This window comes from Aeromonas sp. S13(2024) (assembly GCF_041402405.1).
GTDB lineage: Bacteria > Pseudomonadota > Gammaproteobacteria > Enterobacterales > Aeromonadaceae > Aeromonas > Aeromonas veronii.
Genome location: NZ_JBGLRA010000008.1, coordinates 23,820 through 40,610 on the forward strand (window position 1 = coordinate 23,820; position 16,791 = coordinate 40,610).

Genomic DNA, 16,791 nt, shown 5'->3' on the forward strand with positions numbered 1-16,791 from the left:
CTCCAGGTGGAAAGCCAGACCCATTATTTGTACAATGCCGCCCCCTGACGTCGTCAGCCAATAATTGATGAAGTGTTTGAACTGAGGCCATTGATGAGCGAAACAAAAATCAACCTGCTGGATCTTGATCGGGATGCCATGCGTGCCTTTTTCGTCGAACTGGGCGAGAAGCCATTCCGGGCAGATCAGGTCATGAAGTGGATCTATCACTTTGGGTGTGATGATTTCGATCAGATGACCAACGTCAACAAGGTGCTCAAAGAGCGCCTCAAGGCGATCGCCGAGATCAAGGCGCCCGAGATCAGCCGCGAGCAGCGCTCTGCCGATGGCACCATCAAGTGGGCTCTGCAGGTGGGCGATCAGGAGGTCGAGACCGTCTACATCCCGGAAGATGACCGCGCGACCCTCTGCGTCTCCTCTCAAGTTGGCTGTGCGCTGGAGTGCAAGTTCTGCTCCACGGCTCAACAAGGCTTCAACCGCAATCTGAAAGTCTCCGAGATCATCGGTCAGGTGTGGCGTGCGGCCCGCGTGGTCGGTGGCAAGCGTCCCATCACCAACGTGGTGATGATGGGGATGGGCGAGCCGCTGCTCAACCTCGCCAACGTGGTACCCGCCATGCGTCTGATGATGGATGACTACGGCTTTGGTATCTCCAAGCGCCGGGTGACCATCTCCACCTCTGGCGTGGTACCTGCGCTGGACAAGCTGGGCGACCAGATCGACGTGGCGCTGGCTATCTCCCTGCACGCTCCGAACGACAAGTTGCGTTCAGAGATCATGCCGATCAACGACAAGTACAACATCGAGGAGTTCCTCGCCGGTGTCCGTCGTTACCTGGCCAAATCCAATGCCAACGGTGGTCGGGTGACCGTCGAGTATGTGCTGCTCGATCATATCAATGACGATATGCAGCATGCGCACGAGCTGGCCAAGGTGCTCAAGGACACTCCGAGCAAGATCAACCTGATCCCGTTCAACCCCTTCCCGGGCAACCCTTACGGCAAGCCGAGCAACAGCCGTATCGATCGCTTCTCCAAGGTGCTGATGGAGTACGGTTTCACCGTAATTGTCCGCAAGACCCGTGGTGATGACATCGACGCTGCCTGTGGTCAGCTGGTGGGTGACGTGATTGACCGTACCAAGCGAACTATCAAAAATCGGATGCAACAGGATGGGATTTCCGTCAAAATGGTTTAAATGCTAAGCCATTGTATAGACAGGGAATGGATACACGTACATTGATCGTAGTGGCAGCGCTCTGCGCGCTGCCAGGCTGTGTGACCGAGACCACTTACGCTGGCCAGAACTCGACCCAGCGTGAAGTGGGTCCTGACCTCAAGGCGGCTGCCCAAACCCGCCTCGACCTGGGTATCCAGTACCTGCGTCAGGGCAATGCCGAGCAGGCCAAGTTCAATCTTGACCGCGCCCTCCAGTATGACCCCTCCAACCCCCAGATCCAGATCGGTTTTGCCTACTTTTACCAGAAGGTAGGAGATTTCAAGGCAGCCGAGACCCATTACAAGAACGCCCTTGCCATGGATCCGTCCAATGCTGACGCAATGAACAACTATGGTGCCTTCCTCTGTGATCGCGGCAGGTATGCCGAGGCAGATCAGGCGTTCAACCAGGCTGTTATTCAGCCAGGTTACGTAAAAATTGCCGATACCTATGAAAATGCGGCACTTTGTGCGCTGCAAAATCGCAGAAATGATAAAGCAGGCGAGTACTATCGCCTGGCCTTGGGGTATAATCCCCGCAATCCAGGGTTATTGCTGGACTTGGCCGAGCTTTCCATGAAAGATGGCAAGCTGCCTGATGTGCAATCCTACCTCGCCCGTTTTGCCGATGTGTCAGACGAGAACGAGGAGAGTCTCTGGTTGAGACTTCGGCTGGCACAGGCGATGGACAAGCCGGCATTACTTCACCAATTCGGGACTGAGCTGGTAAGGCAATATCCCACTTCGCAACAAGCCAAGCGTTATTTAGCCAATGACTATTGAACAGCAACACGATTTCCAAGACGACTCCCAGGCAGTAGGCCCAGGCCAATTGCTGCGCAACGCCCGTGAACAGCTTGGCTGGACACGAGAACAAGTTGCGTCCCGCATTCACCTTCGTCTGACCCTGATCGCCGCTATCGAATCGGATACCTACGACAAGCACACCTCCCATACCTTTATTCGGGGCTATCTGCGTACCTATGCCAAGCTGGTCGGGATCCCCGATGAGACCATTCTGGCCGCTTACGACAAGCTGGGTCTGACTCCTCCCGACAATATCGACATGCAGAGCTTCTCCCGTCGCTCCCGCCAGCAAGCCAACGACAGTCGGCTCAAGGTGGTGACCTGGCTGGTGATCCTGGTGTTGATTGCGCTCTCGGTCGCCTGGTGGTGGCAGAGTACTTCCCGTCGCTCCGCCGGTGATGAAGCGCTGGCAGCCACCGAGATGAGTGCAACCGGTTCGACTCCGGCTGAACCTGCTATCACGCCGCCCGATGCGATCAACACCGCCCCGGTGGAAGGCGCAGCCATCGCACCGGCCGCCACGGATGTGGCTGCCCCTGTAGTGGTCTCTGATGCGTCTGCTACCCTGGCGCCTGCTTCTGCGGCTGTTGCCCCGACCGATGTCAGTGCGGCTGTTGGCACTGCAACCGATGCTGCAGTATCCGGTGCCAATGGCACTGAATCTGAAGAGGCTGTCGTTGATCCGGCGACTGCGCCGCAACTGAAGATGAGCTTCACCGCCGATTGCTGGCTGGATGTGAAGGATGCCAACGGCAAGACCCTGTTCAGTGGTCTGAAGAAGGCCAACGACGAGCTGGTGCTGGAAGGCGCCGAGCCCCTGAAGTTCATCATTGGCGCGCCCATGGCCGTCAAGCTTGACTACAAGGGGCAGTCGTTTGATATGAGCCGTTACAACAACGGTCGTACAGCCCGCTTCTCACTGCCGCAGGAGTAATCTGTTTCCCATGTCTTCTCACGAATCACCCATCATTCGTCGTAAATCCAGACAGATCATGGTTGGTAATGTACCGGTTGGGGGCGATGCCCCTATTACCGTGCAGACCATGACCAACACCAAGACCACAGATGTCGCCGCCACCATCGAGCAGATCCAGCGGATCGAGCGGGTCGGTGCCGATATCGTCCGTGTCTCCGTGCCCACCATGGAAGCGGCGGAAGCCTTCCGGCTCATCAAACAGCAAACCCGCATTCCCATCGTTGCCGATATCCACTTCGACTATCGCATCGCCCTGAAAGTGGCCGAGTACGGTGCCGATTGCCTGCGTATCAACCCGGGCAACATCGGCAACGAGCAGCGGGTGCGCTCGGTGGTCGATTGCGCGCGCGACCTCAATATCCCGATCCGTATCGGGGTCAATGGCGGGTCGCTGGAGAAAGATATCCAGGAGAAGTACGGCGAGCCGACCCCAGAGGCGCTGGTGGAGTCCGCCATGCGTCACGTGGACTATCTCGATCGTCTCGATTTCCAGGACTTCAAGGTGAGCGTCAAGGCCTCCGATGTGTTTCTGGCAGTCGGTGCCTATCGCCTGCTGGCCAAGCAGATTGAACAGCCGCTGCACCTTGGCATCACCGAAGCGGGCGGTTTCCGTGCCGGCGCGGTGAAGTCTGCCATCGGTCTGGGTATGCTACTCACCGACGGCATCGGCGATACCCTGCGGATCTCGCTGGCGGCGGATCCCGTGGAGGAGGTGAAGGTCGGTTTCGATATCCTCAAATCCTTGCGTATTCGCTCCCGTGGCATCAACTTTATCGCTTGCCCATCCTGCTCACGGCAGGAGTTCGATGTGATCGCCACTGTCAACGCGCTGGAAGAACGGCTCGAAGACATCATCACCCCGATGGATGTTTCCATCATCGGCTGTGTGGTGAATGGCCCGGGCGAAGCGCTGGTCTCCGACCTTGGTCTGGCGGGTGCCGCCAACAAGAGTGCCTTCTATGAAGGGGGCCAGCGGGTCGATCGGCTCGACAACAAGGATCTCATTCCAACTCTGGAGCGCCGCATTCGTGCCCGCGCCGCCATGCTGGATCCCGCTAACCGGATCCCGATGGACAAGGAGTGAGCGAAACAGGGCCACATTGGGTGGCCCTTTTTCCAGGTGACTGATTTTAAATCCCGCATCCGGATTCCCTGATTTTACCTTGGGGGGGAAAATCCCTATAATGCGGCCAAATTTTACCTCTTTTTCTCGAGTATCAACGTGGCAAAACAGATCCAAGCTATTCGCGGTATGAATGATTGCCTGCCGGAGCAGAGCCCGGTATGGCAGAAGGTTGAACAGATCCTGCGCCAGGTCGTTGCCAGCTATGGCTACAGCGAAGTGCGCATGCCGATTGTCGAGCAGACTCATCTGTTCAAGCGCGCCATCGGTGAAGTGACCGACGTGGTCGAAAAAGAGATGTACACCTTTGAAGACCGTAACGGCGACAGCCTGAGCCTGCGTCCGGAAGGGACCGCCAGCTGCGTCCGTGCCGGTATCGAACACGGTCTGCTCTACAACCAGGAACGCCGGATGTGGTACATGGGCCCCATGTTCCGTCACGAGCGTCCCCAGAAGGGCCGTTATCGCCAGTTCCACCAGTTCGGTGTCGAGCTGTTTGGCATCAACGGGCCGGACATTGACGCTGAACTGATCATGCTGACCCACCGCCTGTGGCGTCTGTTTGGCATCAGCGAGCATGTCACCCTGCAGCTCAACACCTTGGGTCAGAGCGCCGAGCGTGCCGCTTATCGCGATGCGCTGGTGGCCTATCTGGAGCAGTACAAGGAGCAGCTGGACGAAGAGAGCCAGCGCCGCATGTACAGTAACCCGCTGCGGGTGCTCGACTCCAAGGATGAAAAGGTGCAGGCCATTTTGGCGGGTGCCCCGCGTCTGTTCGACCATCTGGGCGAAGAGAGCCTGGCCCACTTCGAGGGGCTCAAGCGCCTGCTCGAGTCTGCCGGTATCAAATACGAAGTGAACGAGCGTCTGGTGCGTGGTCTTGACTACTACAACCTGACCGTGTTCGAGTGGGTCACCAGCAGTCTGGGTGCCCAGGGCACCGTCTGTGCAGGTGGCCGCTACGATGGTCTGGTAGAGCAGCTCGGTGGTCAACCGACCCCGGCCGTGGGCTTTGCCATGGGCATGGAGCGTCTGGTGCTGATGCTGGAAACTCTCGAGCTCAACGCCGATATCCGCCCGGCAGTGGATGTCTATCTGGCGATGGTGGGCGAGGGGACCGAACAGGCTGGCTTCCAGCTGGCCGAGCGTCTGCGCGATGCCCTGCCGGACCTGCGCCTCATGAGCCACTGCGGTGGTGGCAACTTCAAGAAACAACTCAAACGTGCCGACAAGAGCGGCGCGGCAATCGCCCTGATCCTTGGTGAGACCGAGGTGCAAAACGGGGAGATCACTATCAAATATCTGCGTGGTCAGGCCGAGCAACAGACCGTCAAGGTTGACGCCGCCATTGCCCTGCTGGCAGCCAAAGGAGAGTAAGCTGTGGAAGTCTATACCACCGAAGAACAACAGGTTGAGGTTATCAAGGAGTGGTGGAAAGAGAACGGAACCTCGGTGATTGCCGGGACCGTGATCGGTCTGGTCGGTCTGTTCGGCTGGCGCTATTACAACCAGCACCAGCAAGAGACCATGGAGGCCTCCTCCCACTCTTACAACCAGGTGATTGAGCAGCTGGCCAAGGGCGATGCCGCCGGTTTCGAGCAGGCACAGCAGTTTGTTACCGCCAACAAGGGTGACTCCTACGGTGAACTGGCTGCGTTGCAACTGGCTGCCGCTGCCGTCAAGGCGGGCAAGCTGGATCTGGCTGCCGAGCAGCTGGAGCTGGTGGCGACCACGGGTGACGAGAGCATTCGTCCCATCGCGGCGCTGCGTCTGGCCCGTGTGCTGAATGATCAGGGCAAGGCAGATGAAGCGCTGGCCAAGCTGGCAACCATCCAGAATGAGGCCTTCAAGGCGCAGGTAGCCGAAGCCCGTGGCGATGTGCTGCAAAAGCAGGGCAAGACCGAAGAGGCTCGTGATGCCTATCAGGCCGCGGCCGATGCCGGCGGCCTGCAGGGTAGCGCCGAGCTCAAGCTGAAAATGGACGATCTGGCCCTGCCGGCCGTTGCGACTGGTGAGGCACCGGATGCGTAATCTATTCAAGATGGTGGCGCTGGGGGCTGCGGTCTCCTTCGCTCTGCAGGGTTGCTCCCTGTTCAGTTCCGAAGAGGATCTCAACCCGATGGCGCCGCTGCCCAAGGTTGAATCTGCCTTCACTGCCGACACCGCATGGTCATCTACTGTGGGTGATGGTATCGGTGATTTCTACTCCCAGCTCAAGCCGGTGGTGGAAGAGGATCGCATCTACGCGGCGGCCCGCGACGGCGATGTCAGCGCCTTTGACCGTGCCAGTGGCGATCGCCTCTGGACCGTCGATCTGGCCGACCTGCCGGTCAACGCCGACAAGCGTAGCGCTCGTCTCTCCGGTGGCCTGGTTTCCCGTTACGGCAAGCTGTTCCTCGGCTCCGAGAACGGGGTGGTCTACGCCCTGAACGAAGAGAATGGCGAAGTGCTGTGGCAGACCAATGTGCCCGGCGAAGTGGTGGCAAGCCCCGCGGTGGAAGATGGCCGCGTGGTGGTGTTGACCACCTCCGGTCGCCTGATCGCCCTCGACACGGATGAAGGCAAGATGCAGTGGTCGCTCTCCGAAGAGCAGCCGCCGCTGACCCTGCGCAGTGCCGGTGCACCGGTGATCACCAACGGCGCCGTGATTTACGGTCGTGCCGATGGCAAGGTGGGCATCGCCCTGCTGAGCAACGGCCAGCCTGTGCGTCAGTCCAAGGTGGCTGATCCGCGCGGTGCTACCGAGCTGGACCGCATGGTTGACGTCGATGCCAGCCCGCTGATTGCTGGTGATGAGCTCTATGCCATCGCCTACAACGGTCAGCTGATGGCGCGCAAACTGATGACCGGCGATGAAGTGTGGAAGCGCAAGTATTCCGGCTATCGCGATCTGGCGATGACTGGCAATGCCATCGTGCTGACCGACAGCCGCAGCCATCTGTTTGCCATCGACCGTCGCAACGGTCTGGAGCTGTGGTCCAACACCCAGCTGGAAAATCGTACCGTCACTGCACCTGTCATCTTCGGTGACTATGTGGTGGTGGGTGATGTGGAAGGATACCTGTATTGGCTTGATCGTACCGACGGTACCATCAAGGCGATGCAGCAGCTCGATAGCAGTGGTCTCTATGCCGCCCCGCTGGTGGATGGCGAGACCCTGTATGTGCAGAGCCGTGACGGCAAGTTGTACGCCCTCAAGCGTCCTTGATCGTCCGATAATGTGAATATCCGGCTCCTGGTCTTCGGACCCGGAGCCTTTGTCGTCTTGAGAATGAGGCTTTTATGACTCCTGTAGTAGCCCTGGTGGGCCGCCCCAACGTGGGGAAATCCACCCTGTTTAACCGCTTGACCCGTACTCGGGATGCCCTGGTTGCCGATTTTCCCGGTCTGACCCGGGACCGTAAATACGGTCAGGCGAAGTTGGGCGAGCTGGAATTTATCGTGGTCGATACCGGCGGTATCGATGGCACCGAAGAGGGGATCGAGCTGAAGATGGCCGAGCAATCCCTGCTGGCCATCGAAGAAGCGGACGTCGTGCTGTTCATGGTGGATGCCCGTGCCGGTCTGACCGCGGCGGATCAAGCCATCGCCGAGCACCTGCGCAAGGCCCACAAGAAGGTATTTCTGGTGGCCAACAAGACCGACGGTATCGACGGTGATTCCGCGGTCTCCGAGTTCTACGGTCTGGCGCTGGGCGAGGTCTACCAGATCGCGGCCGCCCACGGTCGTGGCGTGCTGAGCCTGCTGGAACTGGCCCTGGCTCCCCATCTGGAGACCCTGGTGGACTCCGCTACCGATGAAGATGCGCAGGATGAGGAAGAGGAGGACTTCGACGAAGAAGCCCTGCTGCGCATGGTGGCTGCCGGTGAACTCGATACCAAAGAGGACACCAAGGAGACCCCGTTCGCCGACCTGCCCATCAAGTTCGCCATCGTTGGTCGTCCCAACGTCGGTAAATCTACCCTGACCAACCGCATGCTAGGTGAAGATCGGGTCATCGTCTATGACATGCCCGGCACCACCCGTGACTCCGTTTACATTCCAATGGAGCGTGACGAGCAGAAGTATGTGGTCATCGACACCGCCGGTGTACGTCGTCGTGGCAAGGTGCACGAGACGGTGGAGAAGTTCTCCGTTATCAAGACCCTGAAAGCCATCGAAGATGCCAACGTCTGCCTGCTGGTGATCGACGCCCAGGAGACCATCACCGATCAGGACTTGAGCATCCTTGGCTATGTGCTCCACGCCGGTCGCTCCGTGGTGCTGGTGGTGAACAAGTGGGATGGTCTGGATCAGAAGGTGAAAGAGGATGTGAAGAACGAGCTGGATCGTCGCTTGGGCTTCATCGACTTCGCCCGCGTTCACTTCATCTCCGCCCTGCACGGCAGCGGTGTCGGCCATCTGTTTGAATCCATTCAGGAGGCTTACCAGTCCGCCACCCGTCGTACCAGCACGGCCATGCTGACCCGCATCATGCAGATGGCGCAGGAAGATCACCAGCCGCCGATGGTCAATGGTCGCCGCGTCAAGCTCAAGTATGCCCACGCCGGTGGCTACAACCCGCCGCGCATCGTGATCCACGGCAACCAGCTGAACGACTTGCCGGACTCCTACAAGCGGTATCTGATCAACTACTTCCGCAAGTCCCTCAAGATCATGGGCTCGCCGATCCGGGTCGAGTTCCAGGAGTCGGTCAACCCGTTTGAAGGCAAGAAGAACACCATGACCCTGAGTCAGGAACGTCAGCGCAAACGCCTGCTGAAAATGAAGAAGAAATAAGTCCTTGCGGCTGCCCTCACCGGCAGCCGCTTTGTTATCCTCGCCATGTTAAGGTGAGGAATAAGGGGAGGGGGATCTGCCATGGAACAAGACCATGGCAGATCCACTTTCGAGGAGTTGATTATGGAAGCCCTGCTTTGTCCATCATGCCAGGCTGAACTGGATACCCGCAGCAAGGAGCAAACCTGTGGCCAGTGCCAGGCCCCTGTTCGGGTTACTGCCATTTGCCCCACCTGCCAACAGGAGCTGGAGCGTCTCAAGGCGTGCGGCGCAGTGGATTACTTCTGCAACCACTGCAACTCGCTGATCTCCAAGCGGACGGTACAGTTCAAGGCGGCGCTGGTGTAAGACGATAATCAGGTGAGAAAGAAGATAAAAAAACCCGGCGAATGCCGGGTTTATGCTGTGTGCTCTGCAATAAGCAGGGTATAGGATCGATTTCTGCGCCACAGATTGCGCTTGATGTCATTAAGCTTGAGTTTGCGTCTGGGGCTCCAGCTGCACTTCGCTTTTCTGACCAGACTGATTTTTTTACGTTTTTGCATCTTGGTCTCCTCCCAACTCAGGTGGCCATCCCGGCCTTGGGTCATTGATGGAGCCCATCCGAAATTGCTGTTATTTAATCTCTCAACATAATGAAAACAATGCGATTTCGGATAGGCTCCGATATGAATCGATGGTAACAGAGAAGTTTGCGTGAAAACAGCCGAATAATGGCTGGTTATCGCATGGTGATCTGATTAACCACTTCGGCGATGGCGGTGGGGCGCTCGGCCAGCTCGGGCTCGCTGTCGTTGTCGAGACTCTCCCGCTGATGTGCCTTCTGCTGCTCGTTGTCGAGCCAGAGCAGACTCTGGTAATACTGGCGCACGTTGTTAACATAGTTGCGCGCCTCGCTGCCACGGGCATAGCCATAACGCACCTTGCGGTGCCAGCGCGCTTGCTGCAGCAGCGGCAGCACCTCTTTCACGTCGCTCCAGGCGTCGGGATTCTTGCCGAGCTCTTTGGTCAGGCGGCGGGCGTCCATCATGTGGCCGTAACCGATGTTGTAGGCGGTGAGGGCAAACCACACCTTCTCGTCATCGGGCACAGAATCCGGCACCTTCTCCATCATCTGTTGCAGATAGAGGGAGCCACCCTTGATGCTCTCTTCCGGATGAAGCCGGTCGTTGACTCCCATCGCCTTGGCGGTGGGCTCGGTCAGCATCATCATGCCGCGCACGCCGGTGTAGGAGCGGGCCTGCGGGTCCCAGTGGGACTCCTGATAGCTGATGGCGGCGAGCAGACGCCAGTCGATATTCTTGGCGTGAGTCTGGAACAGCGGCTGGTACTTGGGCAGCAGGCTCTTGGCGCGCTTGAGGAAGGTGCGGGTATCGACAAAGTCGAAGTTCTGCACGTGGCCGAAGTACTTCTCGTCCAGCTTGGCGATGGCACCATCCATAAAGCGCTGACCGAAGAAGTCGATCACGCTGGCATAGAGGCTGTCATCGGGCAGCTTGCTCATGGCCCAGGCAACGGTCTGCTTCTGGGCCAGGGTCAGCCCCTCGGTGAGCTCCGGGTAGTAGCGCTGGGTACGGGCCAGCACGGTATCCTGCACCACCGTGTAGTCAATCTTGCCATCCACCACCTGCTTGAGCAGCTCCTCTACATCGGCGTTGTCGCTGGTGCTCCAGGCTAGTTTCGGATTTTCTTTGCTCATCTCTTTGAGCAGATCTTCACCGGTGGAGCCGGCGGCCACCACCAGCTTGCCCTTGATATCGTTTAACGAGGCAGGCTTGGGTTTGCCGTTGCGGTAGACCAGTTTGGGAGAGACCTGATAGAAGCCCGGGCCGAAGCGAAACAGCTCGCGCCGCTCGGGGGTGACCATGATGGCGGCAGCCGCCAGATCGAGTTTGCCCTTTTTCAGCAGGGTGACCAGTTGGTCAGTGGTGTCGACCGGGATGATGGTGAGTTTCACCCCCAACCAATCGGCATAATTTTGCGCCAGCTCGTAATCGAACCCCTGGGCGAGGTCGTCACGCTGGTAATAGGAGGTGGGACCATAGATGGTGCCAACCCGGATCTCGCCTCGCTGGCGGATCTGCTCCAGCTGGCTGGAGGGGCTATAGAAGTCGCAGCCAACCAGTGTCAGCGTCAACAACAGCCCGATAAACAGTCGAAAAATGCAGCGCAAGTAGGTGAGTACCTTTGTTGAAAAAATCGGCATTTGTCAAAAAAGAGGCACCTTTATACCAGAGAGTGTGCGCAGAGTCACACTGCACGAAGTGAGAAAAACGTTTGTCCGCTGTGAGCCAGATCCCTATAATACGCGCGTCTCAATTCCCCCCCACTTTAAAACTTGGTGAGAAAGGTCATATGGATATCTTGCGTGGTGCCCCAGCACTGTCTGATTTTCGTGTCCAAAAACTGCTGCAACGCTTCGCACAGATGAGAAACGAGAGTGGAGTAGAGAGCGGAGTAGAGATAGAGGATGTCTATGCCGAGTATGTGCACTTTGCCGAGCTGACAAGCCCCCTCTCTCCCCCCGAGCGAGCGACCTTGGGCCAGCTCTTGCGCTACGGCCCGACCATCCCCGAACACACCCCCAGCGGTCAGCTGTTTCTTGTTACCCCCCGCCCCGGCACTATCTCCCCCTGGTCTTCCAAAGCAACCGACATCGCCCACAACTGCGGCCTGAAACAGGTCAAGCGGCTGGAGCGTGGTATTGCCTATTACCTGACCATCAAGGGGCAGGGTGAGCTGAGTGCCGCCCAGCGTAGCGCCATTGCCGCTGTGCTCCATGATCGGATGATGGAAGTGGTGTTTGCCGAGATGAGCGAAGCTGCCGCCCTGTTTGCTCACCACGAGCCGCGCCCCTTCACCCAGGTGGATGTGCTGGGCGGTGGTCGCGCAGCCCTGGCCGAAGCCAACGTGGCGCTCGGTCTGGCGCTGGCCGACGACGAAATCGACTATCTGGTGGAGAACTTCACCAAGTTGGGTCGCAACCCCAACGACATCGAGCTCTACATGTTCGCCCAGGCGAACTCCGAACACTGCCGTCACAAGATCTTCAATGCCGACTGGACCATCGATGGCGAGCAGCAGCCCAAGTCGCTATTCAAGATGATCAAGAACACCTTCGAGCAGACGCCGGATCATGTCCTCTCTGCCTATAAAGACAACGCCGCCGTGATGGAAGGGAGCCTGGGTGGCCGCTTCTTCCCGAGCCCGGCCAACGGCGAATACCAGTATCACCAGGAACAGGTCGACATCCTGATGAAGGTGGAGACCCACAACCACCCGACCGCCATCTCCCCGTTCCCGGGCGCAGCCACCGGCTCCGGCGGCGAAATTCGCGACGAGGGAGCCACCGGTCGCGGTGCCAAGCCCAAGGCGGGTCTGGTCGGTTTCTCCGTCTCCAACCTGCGCATCCCAGGTTTCGAACAGCCCTGGGAGCAGGATTTCGGCAAGCCGAGCCGTATCGTCAGTGCCTTCGACATCATGCAGGAGGGGCCGCTCGGCGGCGCCGCGTTTAACAACGAGTTCGGCCGTCCGGCCATTCTCGGCTACTTCCGTACCTTCGAAGAGGAGGTGCCGAGCCACAACGGCGTCGAGGTGCGTGGCTACCACAAACCCATCATGTTGGCAGGCGGCATCGGCAACATCCGCACCGAACATGTCCAGAAAGGGGAGATCCCGGTCGGCGCGGCGCTTATCGTGCTGGGCGGTCCGGCGATGAACATCGGTCTGGGCGGTGGTGCCGCATCCTCCATGGCCTCCGGCCAGTCAGCCGAAGATCTCGACTTTGCCTCGGTGCAGCGTGATAACCCCGAGATGGAGCGCCGTTGCCAGGAGGTGATCGATCGCTGCTGGCAGCTGGGGGACGACAACCCTATCGTCTTTATCCACGATGTGGGGGCGGGTGGTCTCTCCAACGCCATGCCGGAGCTGGTCAACGACGGTGAGCGTGGCGGTCGTTTCGATCTGCGCGCCATCCAGAGCGACGAGCCGGGCATGAGCCCGCTGGAGATCTGGTGCAACGAATCCCAGGAGCGTTACGTGCTGGCGGTAGCGCAGGACAAGTTGCCGCTGTTCAAGGCGCTGTGCGAGCGTGAGCGCGCACCCTATGCCGTGATCGGTACCGCGACCGAAGAGAAGCATCTGACCCTCTCTGACAGCCACTTTGACAACCAACCCATCGATCTGCCGCTGGACGTGCTGCTGGGCAAGGCCCCCAAGATGCACCGTGACGTGGTGACCCTGCCAGCACAGGGCAAAGCGCTCCAGCTCGATGGCATCACTTTGAGTGACGCGGCCGAGCGGGTTCTGCGTCTGCCGACCGTGGCGGAGAAGTCCTTCCTTATCACCATCGGCGATCGCAGCGTGACTGGCTTGGTCAATCGCGACCAGATGGTTGGCCCCTGGCAGATCCCGGTGGCCGATTGCGCCGTCACCGCTGCCACCTATGACAGCTATCACGGCGAAGCCATGTCCATGGGCGAGCGAACCCCGGTGGCGCTGCTCTCCCACGCCGCCTCCGCTCGTATGGCGGTGGCGGAAGCGCTCACCAACCTAGCGCCGGCCCATATCGGGTCGCTGAAGCGGGTCAAGCTCTCCGCCAACTGGATGGCCGCTGCCGGTCACCCGGGGGAAGATGCCGGGCTCTATGAGGCGGTCAAGGCGGTGGGCGAGGAGCTCTGTCCGGCCTTGGGCATCACCATTCCTGTGGGCAAGGACTCCATGTCCATGAAGACCCGCTGGCAGCAGGATGGCAAGGAGCACAGCGTCACCTCGCCGCTCTCCCTGCTCATCTCCGCTTTTGCCCGGGTCGAGGATGTGCGCAACACGGTTACTCCGCAACTGCGTACCGATCTCGGTGAAACCGACCTTATCCTCGTCGACCTTGGCAATGGCAAGCAGCGCCTCGGCGCCTCGGCGTTGGCGCAGGTCTATCGCCAGCTGGGTGACAAGGCGCCGGATCTCGACAATCCGGTCCAGCTCAAAGGCTTCTTCAACGCCATTCAGGCGCTGGTGGCCGATCGCAAGCTGATCGCCTATCACGACCGCTCCGACGGCGGCCTGTTTGTCACTCTGGTGGAGATGGCGTTTGCTGGTCACTGCGGTCTCGACATCCAGCTCGATCGCATCGGCGGCGAGCTGCTGCCGGCGCTGTTCAACGAAGAGCTGGGCGCCGTCATTCAGGTACGCCGTGAAGACAAAGAGGCGGTGATGACCCTGCTGGCCGGTCACGGTCTTGCAGCCTGCTCCCATGTGCTCGGTACCGTGCGCGAAGGGGATCTCATCACCTTGCAGCGGGGCGGTCAGGAGGTCTATCGTGCCAGCCGTACCGCTCTTCGCACCATCTGGGGCGAGACCAGCTGGCAGATGCAGCGCCTGCGCGACAACCCCGAGTGCGCCGACAGTGAGCACGCGGCCCGTCAGGACGCCACCGATCCGGGTCTGCATGCCAAGCTGACTTACAACCCGTCCGAGGATGTGGCTGCACCTTACATTGCCCGCGGGGTCTCCCCCCGTCTGGCGGTGTTGCGCGAGCAGGGGGTCAACTCTCATGTAGAGATGGCAGCGGCGTTCGATCGTGCCGGTTTCGCGGCGGTCGATGTCCATATGAGCGACATTCTCTCCGGTCGCATCAAGCTGGAGGAGTTCCAGACCCTGGTGGCCTGTGGCGGCTTCTCCTACGGTGACGTGCTGGGGGCGGGGGAAGGCTGGGCCAAGTCCATCCTGTTCAATGACAACGCCCGCGAGCAGTTCCAGCGCTTCTTCGAGCGCGGCGATACCCTCTCTCTGGGTGTCTGCAACGGTTGCCAGATGATGTCCAACCTGCGCGACCTCATCCCGGGCGCCGATCTCTGGCCGCGCTTTGTGCGCAACCGCTCCGAGCGCTTCGAGGCCCGCTTCAGCCTGGTGCAGGTGCAGGAGTCCCCATCGGCCTTCTTCGCCGGCATGGCGGGTTCAGTGATGCCGATTGCCGTCTCCCACGGGGAAGGGCGAGTGGAGGTGCGCGATGCCGCTCACCTGAACGCACTGCAGCAGAGCGGTCTGGTAGGGCTGCGCTTTGTCGATAACCGCGGCAGCGTGACCGAGCAGTACCCGGCCAACCCCAACGGCTCGCCGGACGGCATCACCGCAGTGACTACCACCGACGGTCGCGCCACCATCATGATGCCGCACCCGGAGCGGGTGTTCCGCACCGTGGCCAACTCCTGGCACCCTGACAACTGGGGCGAGGATGGTGCCTGGATGCGGATGTTCCGCAACGCCCGGGTTCGTCTGGGTTAATAGAGACAGCACCAGCGCATAAAAACAGAAACCGGCCAATTGGCCGGTTTTTTTATCCGTGTCGTTACGGCTTGCCGAGCGGTTGGGGGATAAAGTCTCCCCGGTCGAGGATCCGCAGACAGGCATCCACCACATCCGCATCGAGCTGATGGCCGCGCATCTGGATGATCTGCTCCCTGGCCTGGGGAATGCCGAGGGCGGCGCGATAGGGGCGATCCGAGGACATGGATTCGACGATATCGGCGACGGTGAGGATGCGGGCCTCCAGCAGGATCTCATCCCCCTTGAGCCCCTGCGGATAGCCGGAGCCATCAAGATACTCGTGGTGCTGGTGGATCATCCGGGCGATGGGCCAGGGGAAGTCGATATCCTTGAGCACCAGATAGCCGATGGCGGGGTGTTCCTTGACCAGCTCGAACTCCAGTGGCGTGAGGCGTTCCGGTTTGGTGAGAATTTCAGCCGGTACCTGGATCTTGCCGATATCGTGCACCATGGCGCCCAGATAGATCCCCCGCAGCCGCTTCTCTTCCAGCCTGAGCTCCCGGCCGATGGCTTGGGCCAGCTTGGCCACATGTTTCTGATGGCCAGCGGTATAGGGATCGCGCTGCTCCAGCACGGCGGCGATGGCACCCAGCGCATCTTCCAGTGCCAGCTCCAGCTGGCGGGCATGGAAGATCTTCTCCTGTTGCGAGCGCAGATAAGCCTGCTGGGTATGGCGCGCCTGCAGGCCATAGGTGAGGTAGTCGGTCAGCTGGATGAAGAGTTGCTCCTCCTCCTGGCTGAACAACAGTGGCTGGTCGCTGTGAATGACCAGCGCACCGGCCAGATCCTCCTGCAGTTGCAAGGGGATCAGCAGGCGGGATCGCAACGGGTGGCGGCCGGTATGGGGCCGCTCGTGGAAGATCACCTGATTGAGGCGCCGCTGGTGGAGGATGGCCTGGGTGAGGGCCTCATCGTTCAACCACAGCGTTTGTTCCGAGGCATCGGCACTGCCTGCCTGCGCCACGATCCTCGGCGGTTGGGCGAGTTCGGGCTGGCCTTGCAGCACTGCCACCAGCGGAAAACGGTCATCGACGGCGATGGCATCGCAGATATCCTGCAGCAGTTGTGGCTCATCGCCCGGTTTGAGCAGGGCGTGGTGGGCGCGGCTGATCGCTTGCTGGGTCCAGGTGTACTGTTGCAGTTTCTCCTGCTGCCACTTCTGCTCGGTAATGTCTTCGAAGAAGACGCCGACCCCCACGATGACCCCCGCCTCATCACGCAGGGGAAACTTGGTGGTGCTGAGCCAGCGGGCTTCTCCCCCCTTCAGATAGGGCTCTTCGATGTGCTGGTGTATCCCCTCGCGCATGACTCGGGCGTCATCCTCCCGATAGCGCTGTACCAGTTCGGGGGGAAAGAAGTCGCAGTCATTCTTGCCCACCAGTGCCTCTGGTGAGAGAGCTAGATCCGCCGCCAGCAGGCGGTTGCCCGCGATGTAGCTGAATCGGGTGTCTTTGAGCAGCACCCGATAGGGAAGCTGATCCATCACCTGGGTCAGCAACAGTGCCGAGGAGGGGAGCGCATCGGTCAGTGGGTGGGGGAGTGCACAGGAGGTGAGGAGTTCGGACATC

Annotated in this window: 12 protein-coding genes; 10 read left to right on the forward strand and 2 right to left on the reverse strand. The window is 59.8% G+C overall.

Annotated elements, in window-relative coordinates; translation table 11 throughout:
* Nucleotides 1–93: 93 nt before the first annotated feature.
* The 9 genes from ACB042_RS12185 (at nt 94) to ACB042_RS12225 (ending at nt 9,250) form a co-directional block, all read left to right on the forward strand.
* Nucleotides 94–1,197: a bifunctional tRNA (adenosine(37)-C2)-methyltransferase TrmG/ribosomal RNA large subunit methyltransferase RlmN gene (locus ACB042_RS12185; protein ID WP_005344856.1), complete on the forward strand. Its 1,104-nt coding sequence runs from the start codon at nt 94–96 to the stop codon at nt 1,195–1,197.
* An 11-nt stretch (nt 1,198–1,208) separates the two neighbouring features.
* Complete coding sequence (gene tapF / locus ACB042_RS12190) at nt 1,209–2,000, forward strand: PilW family type IVa pilus biogenesis/stability lipoprotein TapF (protein WP_085943024.1); 792 nt, start codon at nt 1,209–1,211, stop codon at nt 1,998–2,000.
* Nucleotides 1,990–2,958, forward strand: a complete 969-nt coding sequence (gene rodZ / locus ACB042_RS12195; protein ID WP_042080125.1) for a cytoskeleton protein RodZ — start codon at nt 1,990–1,992, stop codon at nt 2,956–2,958. Before tapF ends, rodZ begins: the two co-directional genes overlap by 11 nt.
* A gap of 10 nt (nt 2,959–2,968) precedes the next feature.
* The gene (gene ispG / locus ACB042_RS12200) at nt 2,969–4,084 is read left to right on the forward strand and encodes a flavodoxin-dependent (E)-4-hydroxy-3-methylbut-2-enyl-diphosphate synthase (RefSeq protein WP_005333801.1); all 1,116 of its coding nucleotides are present in this window, start codon (nt 2,969–2,971) and stop codon (nt 4,082–4,084) included.
* 138 nt (nt 4,085–4,222) lie between these two features.
* Complete coding sequence (gene hisS, locus ACB042_RS12205; RefSeq protein WP_005351051.1) at nt 4,223–5,500, forward strand: histidine--tRNA ligase; 1,278 nt, start codon at nt 4,223–4,225, stop codon at nt 5,498–5,500.
* 3 nt (nt 5,501–5,503) lie between these two features.
* On the forward strand, nt 5,504–6,154 hold the full coding sequence (locus ACB042_RS12210) for a tetratricopeptide repeat protein (RefSeq protein WP_021229680.1): 651 nt from the start codon (nt 5,504–5,506) through the stop codon (nt 6,152–6,154).
* A complete protein-coding gene (bamB, locus tag ACB042_RS12215) occupies nt 6,147–7,331 on the forward strand; it encodes an outer membrane protein assembly factor BamB (protein WP_005333796.1) in 1,185 nt (394 codons plus the stop codon). The genes ACB042_RS12210 and bamB overlap by 8 nt, the downstream gene beginning before the upstream one ends.
* Nucleotides 7,332–7,405: 74 nt before the next feature.
* Nucleotides 7,406–8,902 (forward strand): ribosome biogenesis GTPase Der, encoded by a 1,497-nt coding sequence (der, locus tag ACB042_RS12220; RefSeq protein ID WP_005333794.1) that lies wholly within the window; start codon nt 7,406–7,408, stop codon nt 8,900–8,902.
* Between the two features lie 123 nt (nt 8,903–9,025).
* Nucleotides 9,026–9,250, forward strand: coding sequence for a zinc ribbon domain-containing protein (locus ACB042_RS12225; protein WP_005344872.1), 225 nt, complete (start codon nt 9,026–9,028; stop codon nt 9,248–9,250).
* A gap of 373 nt (nt 9,251–9,623) precedes the next feature.
* Here ACB042_RS12225 and mltF read toward each other — a convergent pair whose 3' ends face one another.
* On the reverse strand, nt 9,624–11,108 hold the full coding sequence (gene mltF / locus ACB042_RS12230; protein ID WP_005344877.1) for a membrane-bound lytic murein transglycosylase MltF: 1,485 nt from the start codon (nt 11,106–11,108) through the stop codon (nt 9,624–9,626).
* Nucleotides 11,109–11,257: 149 nt separating this feature from the next.
* Here mltF and purL point away from each other — a divergent pair, with 149 nt between their 5' ends.
* Nucleotides 11,258–15,181 carry a phosphoribosylformylglycinamidine synthase gene (gene purL, locus ACB042_RS12235; RefSeq protein ID WP_371178485.1) on the forward strand — a complete coding sequence of 1,308 codons (3,924 nt, stop codon included), beginning with the start codon at nt 11,258–11,260 and terminating at the stop codon, nt 15,179–15,181.
* A gap of 64 nt (nt 15,182–15,245) precedes the next feature.
* On the opposite strand, the gene ACB042_RS12240 is transcribed toward purL, so the two are convergent.
* The gene (locus tag ACB042_RS12240; RefSeq protein ID WP_371178486.1) at nt 15,246–16,790 is read right to left on the reverse strand and encodes an HD domain-containing phosphohydrolase; all 1,545 of its coding nucleotides are present in this window, start codon (nt 16,788–16,790) and stop codon (nt 15,246–15,248) included.
* Between the last annotated feature and the right edge of the window lies 1 nt (nt 16,791).

Excerpts from the sequence above, each read along its gene's own strand:
- ACB042_RS12185 (WP_005344856.1), top strand. The coding sequence starts at position 94 with ATGAGCGAAACAAAAATCAACCTGCTGGATCTTGATCGGGATGCCATG.
- rodZ (WP_042080125.1), top strand. The coding sequence starts at position 1,990 with ATGACTATTGAACAGCAACACGATTTCCAAGACGACTCCCAGGCAGTA.
- ispG (WP_005333801.1), top strand. The coding sequence starts at position 2,969 with ATGTCTTCTCACGAATCACCCATCATTCGTCGTAAATCCAGACAGATC.
- bamB (WP_005333796.1), top strand. The coding sequence starts at position 6,147 with ATGCGTAATCTATTCAAGATGGTGGCGCTGGGGGCTGCGGTCTCCTTC.
- der (WP_005333794.1), top strand. The coding sequence starts at position 7,406 with ATGACTCCTGTAGTAGCCCTGGTGGGCCGCCCCAACGTGGGGAAATCC.
- ACB042_RS12225 (WP_005344872.1), top strand. The coding sequence starts at position 9,026 with ATGGAAGCCCTGCTTTGTCCATCATGCCAGGCTGAACTGGATACCCGC.
- mltF (WP_005344877.1), bottom strand. The coding sequence starts at position 11,108 with ATGCCGATTTTTTCAACAAAGGTACTCACCTACTTGCGCTGCATTTTT.
- purL (WP_371178485.1), top strand. The coding sequence starts at position 11,258 with ATGGATATCTTGCGTGGTGCCCCAGCACTGTCTGATTTTCGTGTCCAA.
- ACB042_RS12240 (WP_371178486.1), bottom strand. The coding sequence starts at position 16,790 with ATGTCCGAACTCCTCACCTCCTGTGCACTCCCCCACCCACTGACCGAT.